The sequence below is a fragment of the Brasilonema angustatum genome, assembly GCF_059505445.1.
On record NZ_JCACKO010000118.1, the window covers coordinates 19,170 to 35,959 of the forward strand.

Annotated in this window: 13 protein-coding genes and 2 pseudogenes; 1 reads left to right on the forward strand and 14 read right to left on the reverse strand. The window is 40.5% G+C overall.

Going from position 1 to position 16,790, the window contains the following annotated elements; translation table 11 throughout:
* Positions 1-142: 142 nt before the first annotated feature.
* Positions 143-226, reverse strand: a pseudogene (locus AC5JM2_RS19815) (hypothetical protein); the annotation flags it as partial.
* Between the two features lie 304 nt (positions 227-530).
* Here AC5JM2_RS19815 and AC5JM2_RS19820 point away from each other — a divergent pair.
* Complete coding sequence (locus AC5JM2_RS19820) at positions 531-2,150, forward strand: glycosyltransferase family 39 protein (protein WP_495836565.1); 1,620 nt, start codon at positions 531-533, stop codon at positions 2,148-2,150.
* Positions 2,151-2,335: 185 nt separating this feature from the next.
* Here AC5JM2_RS19820 and gap read toward each other — a convergent pair whose 3' ends face one another.
* The 13 genes and pseudogenes from gap to AC5JM2_RS19885 all read right to left on the reverse strand — a co-directional run bounded on the left by gap (position 2,336) and on the right by AC5JM2_RS19885 (position 16,668).
* Positions 2,336-3,385 carry a type I glyceraldehyde-3-phosphate dehydrogenase gene (gene gap, locus AC5JM2_RS19825; protein WP_495836566.1) on the reverse strand — a complete coding sequence of 350 codons (1,050 nt, stop codon included), beginning with the start codon at positions 3,383-3,385 and terminating at the stop codon, positions 2,336-2,338.
* A gap of 610 nt (positions 3,386-3,995) precedes the next feature.
* A complete protein-coding gene (locus tag AC5JM2_RS19830; RefSeq protein ID WP_495836567.1) occupies positions 3,996-4,994 on the reverse strand; it encodes a chlorophyll a/b binding light-harvesting protein in 999 nt (332 codons plus the stop codon).
* Between the two features lie 142 nt (positions 4,995-5,136).
* Positions 5,137-6,186: a chlorophyll a/b binding light-harvesting protein gene (locus AC5JM2_RS19835; RefSeq protein WP_495836568.1), complete on the reverse strand. Its 1,050-nt coding sequence runs from the start codon at positions 6,184-6,186 to the stop codon at positions 5,137-5,139.
* Between the two features lie 27 nt (positions 6,187-6,213).
* A pseudogene (locus tag AC5JM2_RS19840) lies at positions 6,214-6,453 on the reverse strand (hypothetical protein); the annotation flags it as partial.
* A 342-nt stretch (positions 6,454-6,795) separates the two neighbouring features.
* Positions 6,796-8,451, reverse strand: coding sequence for an RAMP superfamily CRISPR-associated protein (locus AC5JM2_RS19845; RefSeq protein WP_495836569.1), 1,656 nt, complete (start codon positions 8,449-8,451; stop codon positions 6,796-6,798).
* A 12-nt stretch (positions 8,452-8,463) separates the two neighbouring features.
* The gene (locus AC5JM2_RS19850) at positions 8,464-8,832 is read right to left on the reverse strand and encodes a hypothetical protein (RefSeq protein WP_495836570.1); all 369 of its coding nucleotides are present in this window, start codon (positions 8,830-8,832) and stop codon (positions 8,464-8,466) included.
* 15 nt (positions 8,833-8,847) lie between these two features.
* Entirely contained in the window at positions 8,848-9,705 is an 858-nt protein-coding gene (locus AC5JM2_RS19855) for an RAMP superfamily CRISPR-associated protein (protein ID WP_495836571.1), read from the reverse strand.
* A gap of 23 nt (positions 9,706-9,728) precedes the next feature.
* The gene (locus tag AC5JM2_RS19860; protein ID WP_495836572.1) at positions 9,729-10,970 is read right to left on the reverse strand and encodes a type III-B CRISPR module-associated Cmr3 family protein; all 1,242 of its coding nucleotides are present in this window, start codon (positions 10,968-10,970) and stop codon (positions 9,729-9,731) included.
* Entirely contained in the window at positions 10,949-12,760 is a 1,812-nt protein-coding gene (locus AC5JM2_RS19865) for a Cas10/Cmr2 second palm domain-containing protein (RefSeq protein WP_495836573.1), read from the reverse strand. Before AC5JM2_RS19865 ends, AC5JM2_RS19860 begins: the two co-directional genes overlap by 22 nt.
* A 243-nt stretch (positions 12,761-13,003) precedes the next feature.
* Positions 13,004-14,005 carry a CRISPR-associated protein Csx3 gene (locus AC5JM2_RS19870; protein WP_495836574.1) on the reverse strand — a complete coding sequence of 334 codons (1,002 nt, stop codon included), beginning with the start codon at positions 14,003-14,005 and terminating at the stop codon, positions 13,004-13,006.
* 375 nt (positions 14,006-14,380) lie between these two features.
* Positions 14,381-15,721, reverse strand: a complete 1,341-nt coding sequence (locus AC5JM2_RS19875; protein ID WP_495836575.1) for a HesA/MoeB/ThiF family protein — start codon at positions 15,719-15,721, stop codon at positions 14,381-14,383.
* Positions 15,722-15,893: 172 nt separating this feature from the next.
* Complete coding sequence (locus AC5JM2_RS19880) at positions 15,894-16,379, reverse strand: hypothetical protein (protein ID WP_495836576.1); 486 nt, start codon at positions 16,377-16,379, stop codon at positions 15,894-15,896.
* Between the two features lie 76 nt (positions 16,380-16,455).
* The gene (locus tag AC5JM2_RS19885; protein WP_495836577.1) at positions 16,456-16,668 is read right to left on the reverse strand and encodes a hypothetical protein; all 213 of its coding nucleotides are present in this window, start codon (positions 16,666-16,668) and stop codon (positions 16,456-16,458) included.
* Positions 16,669-16,790: the final 122 nt, after the last annotated feature.

A 16,790-nucleotide genomic window follows, 5' to 3' on the forward strand; every position in this document is an offset into this window, starting at 1 on the left:
AAACCTTGACAACTGAAATGAAGCGGCAGAGCACCTTTTGAAAAGATGGAAAATCGCCCTGCACCTATCCCTGTTTGGAGTCTTTTACAAGAAATTAATGCTACCAGGAAGAATGGTTGAGTCGATGGGTGATATTATCCACGGCAGTTTTAAAAGTCAAATCGACTACCGAAACATCAGGGGTAGGAACCCGAAATGCCATGCCAGTCAACTTGCCCATAATTTGAATTCTGGAGATAAGAGAAATTTTTTCTTTATTAAATCTCCCTGAAGTTTCCAAGAGCGCGGGGAACCCGCGCTCTTGGAATTTCTCTGCGGATTTAATCCGTGGGGATATTCTGCGTTGGTGCGTTCTGCGTCCTTCTTAAGCTTCTTCTGTCCAAGTTGCCGTCAAAAACCGTATATTTACGACGCCCGTATCTTGTAAATAAAGCTACATTTGACTCAATATCTCTCTTTAATAACTGAAAAAACAGATAAAGTCTGTATTTTCAATCACTACTTTATGAAAGAATGAGAAGGTCAAATTGATGTATAACAAGGTCCTTCCTCCAACTTGGTTACGGTTTTTACTCATCGTTTTATTAATACTGGGCGTATTTTTTCGCTTCGTCAATCTTGACCGAAAAATCTACTGGTATGATGAGACTTTTACCTCATTACGGATTTTTGGCTACACAATGTCAGAAGTGGTGGAGCAAGTTTGCAATGGTAAAGAAATTGGCGTTGAAGATTTACAGAAGTATCAGCATCCCACTCCTGAAAAAACCTTAACAGATACTCTTAAATCTTTAGCAGTAGAAGACCCTCAGCATCCACCACTATATTACGTAATCACGCGATTTTGGGTGCAATGGTTTGGCGGTTCAGTAGCGGTAATAAGAAGTTTATCTGCCCTGAGTAGCTTGCTGGCGTTTCCGTGCATCTACTGGTTATGTCTAGAATTATTTGATTCGTCGCTCGTGGGATGGGTAGCAATTGCACTGATAGCTGTGTCGCCATTTCATGTGTTATACGCACAGGAAGCGCGAGAGTATAGTTTGTGGACTTCGACAATTTTGCTATCAAGCGCAACACTATTACGAGCAATGCGACTAAAAACAAAGCTCAGTTGGGTAATGTATGCAGTTACTGTGGTATTAGGACTGTATACATTTCTGTTTTCTGGGTTGGTAACAATTGCTCATGGTATCTATGTAGTTGCAACTGAAAAGTTTCGATTCACTAAGACGGTTATTGCTTATCTGCTTGCGTCTTTATTAGGGTTTTTAGCCTTCATACCCTGGCTTTTGGTTATTATTATTAATTTTGCACAAGCTAGTACTACAACAAGCTGGACATCTGATGCAGCAGTCTCCCAGTTAACTTTAATGAAAAACTGGATTATTAACCTTAGTTATTTTTTCTTAGATTTTGGCTACGATTTAGGCAGTTACGATCATGATCCTAGATTAAAATTTATAACAAAATTATTGATTCCTTTTGTCTTAATTTTGGTAGGATATTCGATTTATTTTCTTTGTCTTAAAACTCCAAAGCGGGTTTGGTTGTTTGTCTTAACATTGATTGGTGTGACAGCGCTACCTTTAGCAATACCAGATTTAATTTTTGGAGGGGTGCGATCGCAGACTCCTCGGTATTTAATCCCTTTCTATTTAGGTATTCAGCTAGCTGTTGCTTACCTCCTAGCCACTCAAATTATTCCCGTCTCTGTTAACATCTGGAAACAAAAGCTCTGGCAGGTAGTTATGGTTGTGCTGCTTACATCTGGAGTCCTATCCTGTGTAAGTAGTTCTGAAGCAAAAACTTGGTGGCTTAAGTACCAAAATATTTATACTCCCCAAGTGGTTGAGGTCATCAACAAAGCTAACCAACCACTTGTGATGAGTTCCTGTCAAGGAAGTTGGTCTCTTCTGGCTGATAAATTCTCTCTGATTGACCAAATTGATCCAAAAGTACGCTTTGAATTGATCAATAAATCAAAGGTACCGCAAATTCCTAATAATTTCAGGGATGTGTTTCTATACAATCCTTCCCACAATTCTTTCCTCCAAGCAGTGCGATCTAAGCTTGAGAACGAGCAACATTACAAGATAGAGGAGAATATTTACCCTAAGAAGTTAGAGCTTTGGAAATTAGTAAAAAAATAGCATTTTCATAAGTGAATTACCCTTGTTTGCGCGAGTCCTAGTGCTGATTAGACCAATGCGCAAAAGTGAGATTTTACGAGGTTCTGTTAAGAGTTAAGCGTTCCCTACTTATGTAAGAAGTCCATTAATGATAGTTATCAGTAACCAGTAACAACTGATAACTGATAACTGTTAACTGTTAACTGTTAAGCTACAGTAGCAAGTACACGCTCCAACAGACCTTCTTTCTGTGCGATCGACAACATGAGGTCAATAACACGATTCGAGTAACCCCACTCGTTGTCATACCAAGCAACAACCTTAAAGAAGTTAGAGTTGAGTTCAATACCAGCACCAGCATCAAAGATACTAGAACGAACATCGCCCTGAAAATCTGTGGAAACAACTTCGTCTTCTGTGTAGCCTAAAATACCTTTAAGCTCTCCTTGCGAAGCTTGCTTCATAGCAGCACAAATGTCTTTGTAGCTAGTAGCTTTGGCAGTTTTAAAGGTTAAATCGACTACCGAAACATCAGGGGTAGGAACCCGAAATGCCATACCAGTCAACTTACCTTTTAACTCTGGCAAAACAAGTGCTACCGCTTTTGCTGCGCCTGTAGAGGAAGGAATAATATTCTGCGCCGCACCGCGACCTCCTCGCCAGTCCTTTTTACTCGGACCGTCTACAGTAGGTTGAGTGGCGGTCATGGCGTGAACTGTGGTCATCAGCCCTTCGGTTAACCCAAAGTTATCGTTGATGACTTTAGCAACAGGAGCCAAACAGTTTGTGGTACAGCTGGCATTGGAAACGATGGTGTCTTTTGCGGGGTCAAACAGGTGATGATTAACACCTACCAGTAAAGTAGGAACTCGGTCTGGATCTTTGGTGGGAGCTGAAATGATAACCCGCTTTGCTCCTGCTTTGAGGTGGTTTGCAGCTCCTTCATGGTTAGTGAAAAGACCTGTAGATTCAACTACATAATCTGCACCCAATTTACCCCAGGGCAATTCTGCTGGATTCCTGATTGATACACAAGGAATGAAGTGTCCATTGACAACGATACCATCATCCTTTGCCTCAACACTGCCCTTATAGGTTCCATGAGTTGAGTCGTACTTTAGTAGGTAAGCGAGATTATCCGGTGGTACCAAGTCGTTAATTCCGACAAACTCGATGTTGGGGTTGTCGATCCCAGCGCGAAACACAAGACGCCCGATACGACCAAATCCATTAATACCAACTTTTAGCCTAGTCAAGATGAAACCTCCTGTTATCGGAGACTAAACAAAGGGAGAAAGTCAAAAGAAATTATCTTTTACTCTTTACTTCCTAATCCTGACAGTCCCGGTACGCTAAGGCGTATTTACTTGGCATCTTTTAAGATTTTTGCTATTTACACAGCTTTCTGGGTCGCTTTTGGTTAGCATTACAACAATCGGTCTTTGGTTCAAAGTCAAGACAGCCGAGTGCTTCTAGGGAACATGCTTTGACTGGGTGAACTGTGCACTTGAGGCGGTAGTCATTGGTAAAATATTCACAACCAGAGCAAGGAATTTGGTGCAAAGTTTTGAGATGACTTGCTCCTGTTTTCAAAGTTATCCAGACATTCCAAATCAAGAACATCAGAATGGCCCATCCCGAGACAGCGCAAAAAAGTGTAAGCATAATTGTAAAGCCCCAAAAATAACCTTAAAAAATTGCCCGCAGCCAACTCCTGGTAACTACAGGCATGAAACATTTATTTAGCTGTAGTTGAGAAAAATTCCATTAAGGTCACGCTTGACCAAAACGCGCGGGTGTAGGGGTAGTCTAAAATCACCTTGGTATCAGAGCAAGCACTGATTTATTCCCTACACCTTTAGATCCTTACACCCTTTGTTCTTGACGCGATCGCCCCTTGGGCGGCTCCCCTTGGGAGCATCGCCAATAGTGCCAAACAAAACCTGAAAATGCCAATACACCCAAAAAGAACTGGATATCTGCCGAACCAAGACGGTCTGTTCCGTAAAACTCTGACGGAAAAACTGTCGTGTTATACCCAACAAACACGGCAGAAATGAAACCCATCAAAGCCAAACCTAGTAAACTGTAGGAAAGAATTTCTTCACCATTTGCAATTGGGAAAATTCGCCGAACCCAACCAAAAGGTGCCACAACAATGTGCCACGCACCACCCGCAATTAAAATTAAACTTATCCAAATGTGACCACCGATAACATCTTCTAAGTTGTCAACACTTGCCATTCCTAAAAGTGTCCTGGTGCTATCTTTTATGCCAACTAAGTAGCCGAAGATTGTCTTTGGATCAAGAGTAGGATTGGTAATCAGGCGGACATTTCCAATGTTGGTGTCATAAATTCCACCAAAAAACATTGCTTTGAGCACCAGTAGCAATGCACCAAAACCTAGAAAAATCAGATGATGACCTAAGATGAAACCCAATTTCTTGGGATCGTTCCATTCATAATGAAATTTTGCTGCCCGTCCTCCAGCATCCTTCAAGATAGCTGGGGCGCGAAACACATGAAAAAGTCCCCCTGCGCCCAAAACAGCAGATGCGACTAAATGCAACATTCCAATGACAAAGTAAGGATAAGTATCGACAACTTCACCCCCAGCACCTACTCCCCAACCTAAAGTTGCCAAGTGGGGTAACAAAGTGAGTCCCTGCTCATACATTGGTATGCCTGGGATAAACCGTACCACTTCTAATATGGTCGTTGATCCTACCCAAAACATAATCAAGCCTGTGTGAGCCACGTGAGCGCCCAAAAGCAGACCAGATAAGTCAATTAAACGAGCATTGCCAATTAACCAGGGGGAATCTGTGTATGCTGCAAAGGTTTTATCAGTAGAAATTGCCACAATTAAATTCCTTTGTGAACATTCTGAGATTTTGGGAATCTAAATGACTGGTGTCTGACCCAAAAATTACCTGTTGAAGTGAAGTAAGGTGGGCATGGGCAATGCCCACCAGTACTACCAAAATCTTACAATCTATAAAGTTTTACGATTCGCTGCGAACAGTATCACTACCAACAGCATTTAATGCTTTTTCAACTTGTTTGAAGTCAACGCCAATGGCTCGCAGTGCGTGCCACAGATGTCCTTGCAAGAAGAAGAAAGCTAAGAAGAAGTGGGCGTTTGCCAACCAAGCACGAGATGTGTAAGCGCCATTCGCCAACTTGACGCTATCGGCAAAATAGGGTGTTACACCAAACTTGAGTTCTAAAACAGGACCGTAAAATTCCACGGGATAGGCTAAGGTGTTCACTGCACAAAAGTAAGCTGCAACAAATCCTGCTAAGGCAATACCACCCAAAGAGTAGGAAAGAATGGCTTCACCAGAGAAGATTAAAAGCTTCTTCGCCCAAGCAAAAGGCTCTGTGAGGATGTGCCAAATACCTCCACCAATGAGCATAAAACCCACATATATATGACCGCCAACTAAATCTTCTAAGTTGTTAACGCTGGCAAAGTGGGTTTGATAGCCGTAGATAACAAATGGGTTGAGGGTAGGCTCACTCACCAGTCGGACATCATGAATTGTGGAGTCGTAGAGTCCTCCCCAGAACATTGCTTTGCCCACGAGTAGTAAAGCCCCTACTCCCAAGAAAATCAAGTGATGTCCTAAGATAAAGCTGAGTTTTTTGGGATCATCCCATTCAAAGTGAAATTTACGAGCGCGACCAGAGGCGTCTTTCAAGTTCCGAGGACCTTTGAAGGTATGGAAGAGGGCACCTGCACCTAAAACAGCAGATGAGATCAGGTGCAAAACCCCAATCACGAAATAGGGGTAAGTATTCACTACCTGACCACCTTCTCCCACACCAAAGCCTAAAGTCGCTAAGTGGGGCAGCAAAATCAGCCCTTGCTCACCCATCGGTACCGCAGGGTTATATCGAGAGAGTTCAAACCAAGTAAATGCACCCGCCCAGAGAGTTGTTAGTGCAGCTTGCGCCACATGTGCGCCGATAAATAAGCCAGAGAGATTGGCAAAGCGAGCGTTACCAGCCCACCAGTCATATTTGACGTTTCGATTACCGTATGTTTGCATTGCTTTTATCTTGATAAGTTGTTGCTACTAATCATCAATTTTGTTGATTGCCAGTTGGCTTTTGAGTTGAGGAAAGGGTTTCCCGCTCTCGATCGCGACTGGCTCACCACCTAACTGGCGTGAGCCAGTTAGGCTTACCAGGTGCGGCAAAAAGAGAATCAAGCCCTGCTCGTACATGGGTTGTGCAGTATTGAAGCGAGCCAGTTCAAACAAGGTTATCGCTCCTGCCCATAAGACAAATCTTGCCTGCATGAGCACATCCGCAGCTAAAAGTCTTCCTCAGAGGTTGGTTAACCAGGTATTCGCTGACCACCAAGGAATCAACATAGGAGTTTGAACAGCCATGTTAGTCATGACTTTCTCTCCTGAAAAATTGTCAAAACAACTGGAATACGCATCAAGGTTAATGAAGAATAATCTCAATAATCGTTGGGTCTATCGTATCAGACTTCTTGGAAATTATTCTCAAAAATATCTGTGAAATTTTGTAAATTTATAACCTGAGATTCTCATCTTTGTTAACAAAACGACAAATTAGCCCATCACACAACACCCTCAAAAAGCTAGTTTTGAAGGTATTGTGTGATGAAAATAGAGATTTCCAGATGGCTATTTGGGTTCTTGTCCCCAAGATAATTGTAGCCCTCTGTGTTTTAGACTATTAATGAAGGGTATGAGTTGATCTCGCCAAGGAGTGCGATCACCATGAAACACTGTGACAATTTCTAAGTATTTATTTCCGTTAATAGGTAGCATTCGATGCCAGACAGAACTGACAAATTCCAGTTTACTCTTTTTATTTTCGTCTCTACTGGGGTTTCTACCTCCAATGGCTGGAGTATGTTTAAAAGGGTCTTGATGAAATAGTTCAATAGCTTGAGATTGAGCAACGACCTGGCTGTAAATAGCTACTCTTTGAGGATGCCATGCTTCTCGCCATTCTCCGAGAAATATAGGAGAATCTATAGAAAGGTATTGCTGGCAGTTCTTATAAAGTTTTTCAAGAAAATCAGTTAAATTCTGTCTACTATTGATAGGTTCAAAACTTGTACATGTGCCAATCCAGTGACAACCAATAGCAAAGTTATTTTGGTGATAACTCCGGAAAAAATGTTCATGAGATACCCGACGCCAAGTTTTTCCAAAACCACCCATAACATAAGCGAATTGAACAACTTGTTGAAGAAAAAGTTTATTTTTTGGGGCATATATATGCACAATACCTTGTGTGCTATAGGTTGGATTTTTTCCTCCTGAGTTATGGTGAGGTTTGCGTTGTTGCTCCCAAAAAATCTTTACTTCTCCTAAATTATCAGAACTACCAAATAATTCATCTGTTTTTTGTTTCACAAGTTGTTCATCATGACACACTCCTGCGAAAAGACGACTAACATGGCTTCTTAATGAGGCTTTAAAAATATTAGGTCTAAATTCTGATTTTCCCTGTCCTTGAGGTTCGTTACCAAACCAATTTCTAGGTAAATCAACCTTTCCTTTAAGTAATGTCGAACTGACACCAGAACCACTCAAACTTAAATGAATAGTTTCGGGAAAAGTCACAAAGTCTGGTTTTCCAGAAATACCATAACCATTGCTGGTTTTTCCTCCAATTCCTTGCTTTAAGGCTGTTTCCAGCAATTTTTTAACTTCTTGCCAATCAATTTTCCTATCGCTATTGTTATCGTTACTACTAAATTCAAAAACTAAAGTTGGTTCAAACAAACTAATAAAAGTGTTAGCGTTGGTTGTTTCTTGTCTTTCTACTTGCTTTTCTTGTTGAGGATGAGCAATATCTAAAATAGTGTAACAAGTTTCAGATAATCGCTCTCCATTTCGTATAATAGGAAATCGTACTTTCCCTGTCCAATCGCCAATTGGATAAGCACCATTAAATCGTAAACATCCTGGTTTGTCTGGACTTCCGCAGTAGAAAAGTTTGTCTTCATCATTACAAACACGACGAAATAATCCTTTAAGACTACTTCCGGAAATAAAAGGAATTCCCTTTTTTCCAAATGGAGGACGTTGAATACTATCATCTTGTCCACTATTTGTAAAAACTCGATAGGGAAATTTGATTCTTATTCGATAAGTTGAACCGATAATACCTTCTGGTTTAGAAACAAGGGAATGCTGATAAACATTTCCATTTCCTTCTGGATCTATCCATTCTTTTAACCACTCATCTCTGTCTTCAGTTTTAGGAACAAATTGTAATTGACAACGTTCTTCCCATTGTGCGCGGTACATTCTTGGAACTTCCATAAAATCTCCAATTTAAAGTATATTTTTATAGCGTTGTGTCCACCAAACTAGGGAATCACAAAGTTGAGTTAAAACGGCTAAGGCTATTTGTTGCTCTTCACGGGATAATTTCCATAACTCCTCTTTTTTTGGATCGATACTGTTATGTTTGGGGATATCAATATCTGCACATGCTAGAATTTCTACTAGTTTGTCCCAAGTTTCCTTCCAAAAAGCTGCTTTTTGTGGTTCTTTTTCTAAACGTAAACCTTCTCCCCAAAATCTTTCTAGTCCATAAGCAACTGCTGTCCGCATTTTGTGAGATTCTTTGATCGATTCTTGAGTTTGTTTTTTAATCAGTTGTCGAGCAATATCATCTAAGCCATAAAACTGCCATGCCATAATCAATTCTCCTTCTTAGTTAAAGTATTCACCGGTTAAAGTTACTTGACATCGACCAAATCCAATTGATTCTAATCCGCCAAAGTACAATTCTTGCGACCAATTTTTAGGAGTATATTTTGATTGTTCCCATTTACTTTCGTCTAATCCCAATTGCCAATAACCAGAATTGTTTTCTTGTTCTCTAACAGCCACAGGAAAAACTAAAATGCTACTTTCTGGTAAAGCCTCAACGTTAAAAAAGCCTTTGTCATCAGCAATTTTTTCTTCACATTTTAAACGGACTCGACTCTGATGATAGAGTGCCATTTCGTGAATAATTCCTATGTCATTATCATCTACGACTACTAAATTTATCGGCGAATCTTGTAAGCTTTGAGGGGTCGGAATCCACTGTGATAAATTATCAACTTGTTGCAATCTGTCGAGAAAACCTAAATTAAAAAATAGGACACTACGACGGTTTTGTAGTTGGACTTGATAGGGTCTAGGTAAGTTATCGGTAGATGGAGTTTTAGTAATTTTCTGGTAGCGACGTAGTAAGCGAGGACAAGTGACCCAAACAATAGGCTGACCAGGACAAAATACAGGAAGCCAAACCAGAGATGCGTATTCAAATTTGATGAAAGCTTCAGTAGTACTATTGGGATTATTTGGTTTTGCTTCGTGTCCGTAAAAGTGATTAGCTAAATCTTGATTGTGCGATCGCATATCCGCCCTAAACCTACCCCGAATCGAACTCCCAGGTATTATCCCCGTCTTAGTAAACTGGTCGCGGAAAATCAGGTTTAAGTTACCTGTTTCTTCCCCCGCACTCGCTCCAACGTGCAGAGGTGCTAAAGTTTCAATAATCCCGTATGCTTTTTGGTACATTTATATAACTCCAAATTCACTCATTAGTTAATTGCACTTGGTAAAGGTAGTGCTAACCCACATCCCCAGCGTTTGAAAGAGGGACCTTCTTTAGGGAACCAGCTATCATCCCACTCTTGCCAAGATTTTTTTATTGGTTCTTTCAACACGTAAACAGTACCTGCAGGAACAGCATAACGTCCGCGAGACAAGAGTTTAGGCGGTTGAGAGTGCTGTATTTTGTCAGAATTCTCTTGCTGTTCTTCTTGCAACTGTTGATTCTCACGATTTCCCAAACGGTGACGCAAGGGTATAGGACGTTCTGTGATTAAACCTTCTAGTGACCAAACTTTTCTCTCGTTGCTTTCTGGATTTTCTTGTTCGTATTTTTGCTTATTACCTTTTTCCAAATAAACAGGTTCTCGTTTAGATAAGCGATTGGAACCCCAAACTGCAGGTGTAATTAATGCAAAACTGCGTCCCACATGTTGGTTGAGTAAATCTTGGACAGTATCGGACAAGTCAAGACAACGAACATCCACCATGTGTCCCTCTCCTCCAAAGCGATACCAATCATCTTTGAGTTTGGTATTGGAAAGGTATACTAAACAAGCATCAGGATTTAGTTGCACGGCATTTTCTAAAAACAAACTACCGCGTTCTAAATCTTGATCAACTCTGCGTTCATCTTCTTTGAGTCGGGGGTGTAGGTGGGGAGTATATTCCCAAGGAGAAAACTCAACCGCAATTTCCACAGGTGGACTAGGTAAACCAAATTGAATTAATTTCCAATCTTGAATTGCAACCCAACTTCCCTTGTCAAACTTACCAGATACACAGGGCAGCCAAGAACCTAAACTTTCTTCGTTATCGTTTTGTTCTTGACTTTTGTGCCATTTTAGTTGTTGTGTCACTGTACCATTTTTGACCAATCGATTGAAAGGAGGACGTTTGGTCATGCGGCTTTTTATCAAGCAATTGAAAGGAGTAGGAACGTAAAAGTTCTGTGGATTTTCACTCCAAGCCCAAAATGGACCTGCGAGTTGTAAATTCTTGAGGTATTTTTCATCGCCTTTATAGTATGCTGCAAATAATCCGGATAAAGCCGCAGCACTAGGGGGAAAACTACTTCCTGAACGTCCGACTAAGTTTTCTGGTGATAGGAATTTCCCAGCACTACCGTAGAGAAAACCTAAAGGTTCGATGACTATCAAATATTTGAATGCAGGACGAGAAGAATTGTTTGATGATGTAGAGTCTTTTTCTACTGTTTCGATTCCTGACATAGGTGAAATCCCACTTTGGCAAGGTTAATAATCCAGTCGTTTATAGCTTTGTTGACTTTGGTCTGATTTAACTCACCAGTCTCGGTATTATTTGTGGTGTAAGGAAGGCGATCGCCTAAAATTCCCGTTTTGATGAGTTTCTTATCTGCATCGTACTTATTCCACCACTTCTCTGGTTTCAGTTTGTCTGTCTGGGTGGGAAAATATATCTCGAACAAACCCGAAGCAATATCTATACTGTTATCGTCACCCTTATCGTCAAAGGCGTGACGTGATTCCAGAACTGCGACATCGTTATATATATGCGTCCAGTTTGGTTTCTCTTGATTGTCTTCTCTATCCCGATAACTCGACAACAAACCCGCTTCTAAAAGCCACCAAGGACACACCCATTCTAAGTGATTACCGTTATTAAACAAAACCCGAAAAGCAATCCGATCTCTTCCATTGCTTTTCGCTGATTTTTCAGCTAAACGACAATGTTGGAGGACATCGCGTTGTGGAATATCGGGACCAGCCCAGACAAAACCAACGCTGACAGTAATTTTCTTTTTTTCCTCTGACTCAACTTTGCCCTCATTCCAAGTATCAGTTTTAAATCTAGAGAAAAAATTCACACAATCGACTGCATATTTTCTGTTATAAAATACACCTAAAAAATCATCACCCCCTGCGTAAACAACACGCCAGTTCGCAATTGTTTTACTTTCGGGTAACTTTTTAAAGTCATCACCCCATTTCCTCATTTCCGTACTAAACTTTGTAATTTCCTCCGCTTCTGTATCTTTATTTGCAAAACTTTTCAGGTATTCAGCAGCTTTATCACCATCTCCTTGAAACCAACCAGTCCAAAATTTTTCTTGCTGTGTTTGTTCACCAGTGCGCTTGTTCTTGTTAAGTCGGCTTAAGTCGGTAAAGCTAGTGGGTTTTAGGTCTTCTGATAGCCGTTTTATTTGCTGAGAAAGGCTTTTAAAAATTACCCCATTATTTCCAAAAAACTGTTTGAGTCGTTCAGTTAATCTGTCAGTAATTTCTTTATGAGTAATCAGTCGCTTGATTAATTCTGGAACACTCAATTCTTCATCTGGATCGATAAAAGATTCCCCGTACTCTTTGCTACGTTCGCTGATTTTCTCGTCAGGAACTTTTAAGCCAACTGACTTTATGAACGATTCTCCTAGTTTCTCACTAAGTGCTTCGTAGAAGGCTGTGATCTCTTTTTTTTCTTGTTGGTAATTGTATTGACGAGGGTCGGAATTTTTACCGAGTCTGGGGTAGGCGATCGCATCCGCACCAGAAAGTGTAGAACTCTCACCCTGCCAGTTTATCCCAGTCCAATCACGCCAATATTTTTTATTATTTAAGCGCTGACGAACATCGCTAATGCTTTCATTAGGTTTTCCTTGAACCCAGAAAAATTCCCATGCATATTTTGTCCACAAACTCCAACTTCTTTTCCAAGATGTATATTCCCATTCACCCTTAACATTCTCCTTAACCCACTTACGACAAGTTTCTGTGACACATTCCCAAGCGGTATCAAAGGCTGATTTTGCATCCTCTTCTGGGAAATTGCCTTCAATAATAATCTGGTTGGGCATTCCTTGGGTCATATTTGGTAAAGCTGGAGAAATAACTCTACAGCCTTTACTTTCGGCAGCATTACAAATCATCCAAGATAAATAAGACAGCAGATAGGAACTCCCATATAAATCTCGCAACTTCCGCGATTTCTCGATAAATCCCTGCACAGGGGCAAAGGTAATGACTGTGTAAATTTTGTGAGTCATATTCAATAAAAAATAGCTGCCTTTTCCTTACTGAATTCTAATCATGGTAAATTTTGTCATACTGAATTTGTCAAGTCTGCAAATCTTCTTGTCTTGTCAAACAAGCTCAAAGCAAATATTCTAGCAAAGACAAAAAAAACGTACCAGTAAATACCCATATCTGATAAAGTTTTTTATAACACAGTTATGGATACGCTACCTTAAGGATTCTTTCCGATATGACGATGTAAACTTTAACAAACCTTAACATTTAGTCAAATGAATCAAGACATCAGCCAGTGCTTTTATCATTGGACGAGTAGATAAATCCTCTGCGCGTTCTAACCGATGAACGCTACCCGTCAGTAATGGTGCTGTTTCTAGCAGTTCGTTGGTGTTTTGCTTCCAGTCGTCAGCGAGAATAACCTCGTCTTCAGTTGCATCTAACTGGCTGTGAATCTTTGCAACGATTTTGAGATTTAATTTTTGACAAAATTCTTCCCACTCTGCAAACTTGGTTGTATCACCTGCAAGGATAACTGCGTGGGATGCTGGCTGCATGATTGTCTCATTTTCTGGGGTGATTTTCCCACCAACATCAACAATGTTAATTAACTGGTTAGCATTTTTGACCCATTGAGCGGCTTCTTGTGCAAATTCTGGGGTAACATTAGATCTCTGACAGTATTTGTTATCGGTCGCTAATTCCTGATTTTGTTCGTAAGTTTTTTGATACCATGAGCCTTCTCCATCGGGACAAGCGGTAATAACATAGGGATAAGGTGCGCCCAATGTACCTAAAATTGACTGTTTTAAACCTTCGCGTAAACAGGATTTGCCTGATTGTGGTGGTCCGCACAAGACTACTTTGATAGGTGATCGCTCGTTTTGGGATTCTTTTGTTTCAACCAAATCTCCCACTTTAAATTCTGGGGAACCGTGTGCAGAAGTGACTATATAGGTTTTGTATCTGATAGCACCTGTTGGTGTACCTATTTTACTACCTAGTTTCGGATCGAGGACGGCAACTATTTCATATAAATGCACGAGTTTGTGAGAGAGAACATAGGCAACGGGGACAGATTGCGCACCGTCAATTAAAATACGTTTGCCTCCAGTAATTTGTCCGGAATCAATCATTTGGTTTAAGACTTCTAGGGCATCTTTAATGATGCGATCGCCCTGTGCAGGTAAAGTCCGATTAAACCCTACTCGCAATACCTCACCTTCTAGCGTCATTTGGTAGCTGTACATATTATTCTGCATTGACCGTGTTCCTTTAGCAACAGCTTTAACAGTTATCAGTTATCAGTTATCAGTTACCAGTTATCACTGTTTACTGTTCACTGTTCACTGTTCACTGATTTAATATGGCATGGGAGTGGAATAGGCGTTTTCCACTTTGGTTGTCCCCCTTCTCCTTAATAAGGAGAGGGGTCAATACGGTTCGGTTAACGTTTTAAGATTTTGAAGATCCCCCCAACCCCTTAAAAAGGGGGGCTTATAACCCTCTTTTACCCCCTTTTTAAGGGGGTCGCCGCAGGCGGGGGGATCTTAACCGAACCGTATTGGGAGAGGGGTGCCCGTAAGGGCGGGGGTGAGGTGTAAGTCATGAATACAACACGCGTAACCACCTTCTACTTAAGAACAAAAGTAACAATCATCAGTCCGGAAATATTTAGTATTCGTTTTGCGCCAATCACTACCAGGAAACTCATAAATCCAGTCAATCCCGGAATCTACATTTAAAAAACCACTCACCATCCCGTGAATCACACCAACACCCGTACTTGCACAGATACTGTTTAGCCAAAAAACCGCTGGATCATTCACACCCTCTAAATAACCCGCACCCGCAGCCATTTGATGAATATCAGAAGGTGCAGACTCTAAAGCCGCCAGTTGCAGATTGATAATATTACCGCACATCAAACACCAACCACCTCCCAGAGGAGGAACAGTCACTCTGCAATACATTCGTGGTGTTTTGTCTGGTTTCACATCAATATGAGTACCCAGACATACCAAAGGACGCATATATTTCAACGCCAATTCTTGAGCAGTTTTTCGAGAAAGATGATTGTCTGTTGCAACCACAATTAAATCGCAAGTTGCTATTTCTGGTTTCGCTAATTCACTTTCAATTGAGGTTGGTATTGTTTTAACACAAGAACCTTCACGGTAAATTCTTTTGATAAGATGCTTGACATAATGCACTTTATGCCATTGTTGTTCTACCATTTCTTGTGTAGCACCAGGCATTCGGTTGAGATTCACTGTTTCTAATTTATCGGGGTCGATTAATACCCAATTTTTCACACCCAAACGCCCTAATAATTCTGCAAAAATTGAACCAATACCGCCACAACCAATTAATGCTACTTTAAGCTGATTCAATTGCTTTTGATTCGCTTCTCCAAAGATTTGTTGACGGGCAAACATTAAATCTGTATTATCCATTATCTCTCTATTTTCCGAGATATGAAACAAGGAATGACATAATTTCACACTCTCAAACTTTTTTCCTTTTCTATCCCAAATCCTGAATTGACAAGATTGTAAATCCTCGTCAAATACACCCGAAATCAAGCGAGGTTTTTTAGGAAAATCAGAAGTAAGAAACCGTGCATATTCCGACTCATAGCGGTCATCAATACAGGAAAAATCAGGGATGTCTTGACCTGCATGAGTATGAATGTGAATGACATCTAAACCTTCTTGAAGATGATTTTCTAGTAAATATGAATGAAAGTGCTGTTTTAATACCAATCCATTCATCGATTGATGTTCGTAGCAGTCAGAAGAAGGAACAACCCAAGTTTTCGGAATATAGCGGATTTTGTTTTTGAAAACTTGATGACGCTGACAAAAGAAAAAACCAATGACTTCTTCGTTAAACATGCGAGACTTGAGCATAGAATCACGAAATTCAGACCACATTTTTGGTGGTATATGCAGAGAAACTTCAGCAGATGTTTTCATATTTTTGAATTTTGTAAGCCCAAAGGCATATTTTGAATTCGAGCATATGGCGGTTTTCTGTAAGGTGGGCATTGCTCACGAATCTTTCAAGTGTTGATCATGTAGACTTTTTTGAGCAATGCCCACCCTACGATTTGTGGTCTATTCATATGAAAACCGCTGTAAGCAAGGGTCAATCTTCACTATTAATCGCGTGACGTGCTGTGACAAACAAAGTCGCAAGATTATGACCTTTTTCAGGATTATGACTAGGTCTCCAAGAATTCGACCATACATCCTGATTAAATCCTCCTCCTAATCCCACACAATACCAATACCATCCTTGTTCACTTAAAAACGGCGCACCATAATAACTCTGTCTGGTAAAGTGATGATCTCCCTCTCCCACCGAATTCCACGGATAATTTAGATAACAACCAATAGGAGGAAGTCGTGGATAATCTGATGGTAATAAAAACAAAATATCTGTGTTAGAAACAGTGAACTTTTTTGAAGATAAAGGCATTCCTTTGATAAGAACAGCCGTATATTTGATGTCGCCAACTGTTTTGCTACCAACAATGACTTTTTTGGCGACTTTTTCTAACAGCTTGAGTTCTTCTATGATTCTCGTACTCGGCTGAAAACCCGATTTATCTTGGCTAATTGTAACTGTCATACTTCACCTTTCAAATAGTCATCAGTTATGAGTCATCATTTTTTTTGATAACTGTTCACTGTTCACTGTTCACTGTTCACTGTTCACTGCATTGCCCTTTCACAATTTTGGGCACAGTCCAAACCTTTGAACCTTCTTTGAGTGCTTCGTTATTTTTTAGAGGACGAGTACCACTAAAACCCTCTTCCATCACATCATCCTGACCAATTTCTGGCAGTTTTTTTCTTAGCTCTTCTACAGTTGTACCTTCTGGTAAATCAACCAGTTTGCCATTAATAATTGCTCTCATTCAATTTCCTCAATGTCTTTTCACGAATTTGATTGATTGGTAGAGATATAACCGTCGCTTCGCTCCAATTCAAAAATCAAATAGGATTTCTATAGAAGCGAAGAGGTTATGCAATACGGTTC

Coding starts and splice junctions, on each gene's coding strand:
- AC5JM2_RS19820 (WP_495836565.1), top strand. CDS start 531: ATGTATAACAAGGTCCTTCCTCCAACTTGGTTACGGTTTTTACTCATC.
- AC5JM2_RS19835 (WP_495836568.1), bottom strand. CDS start 6,186: ATGCAAACATACGGTAATCGAAACGTCAAATATGACTGGTGGGCTGGT.
- AC5JM2_RS19845 (WP_495836569.1), bottom strand. CDS start 8,451: ATGGAAGTTCCAAGAATGTACCGCGCACAATGGGAAGAACGTTGTCAA.
- AC5JM2_RS19850 (WP_495836570.1), bottom strand. CDS start 8,832: ATGGCATGGCAGTTTTATGGCTTAGATGATATTGCTCGACAACTGATT.
- AC5JM2_RS19855 (WP_495836571.1), bottom strand. CDS start 9,705: ATGTACCAAAAAGCATACGGGATTATTGAAACTTTAGCACCTCTGCAC.
- AC5JM2_RS19860 (WP_495836572.1), bottom strand. CDS start 10,970: ATGTCAGGAATCGAAACAGTAGAAAAAGACTCTACATCATCAAACAAT.
- AC5JM2_RS19865 (WP_495836573.1), bottom strand. CDS start 12,760: ATGACTCACAAAATTTACACAGTCATTACCTTTGCCCCTGTGCAGGGA.
- AC5JM2_RS19870 (WP_495836574.1), bottom strand. CDS start 14,005: ATGCAGAATAATATGTACAGCTACCAAATGACGCTAGAAGGTGAGGTA.
- AC5JM2_RS19875 (WP_495836575.1), bottom strand. CDS start 15,721: ATGAAAACATCTGCTGAAGTTTCTCTGCATATACCACCAAAAATGTGG.
- AC5JM2_RS19880 (WP_495836576.1), bottom strand. CDS start 16,379: ATGACAGTTACAATTAGCCAAGATAAATCGGGTTTTCAGCCGAGTACG.
- AC5JM2_RS19885 (WP_495836577.1), bottom strand. CDS start 16,668: ATGAGAGCAATTATTAATGGCAAACTGGTTGATTTACCAGAAGGTACA.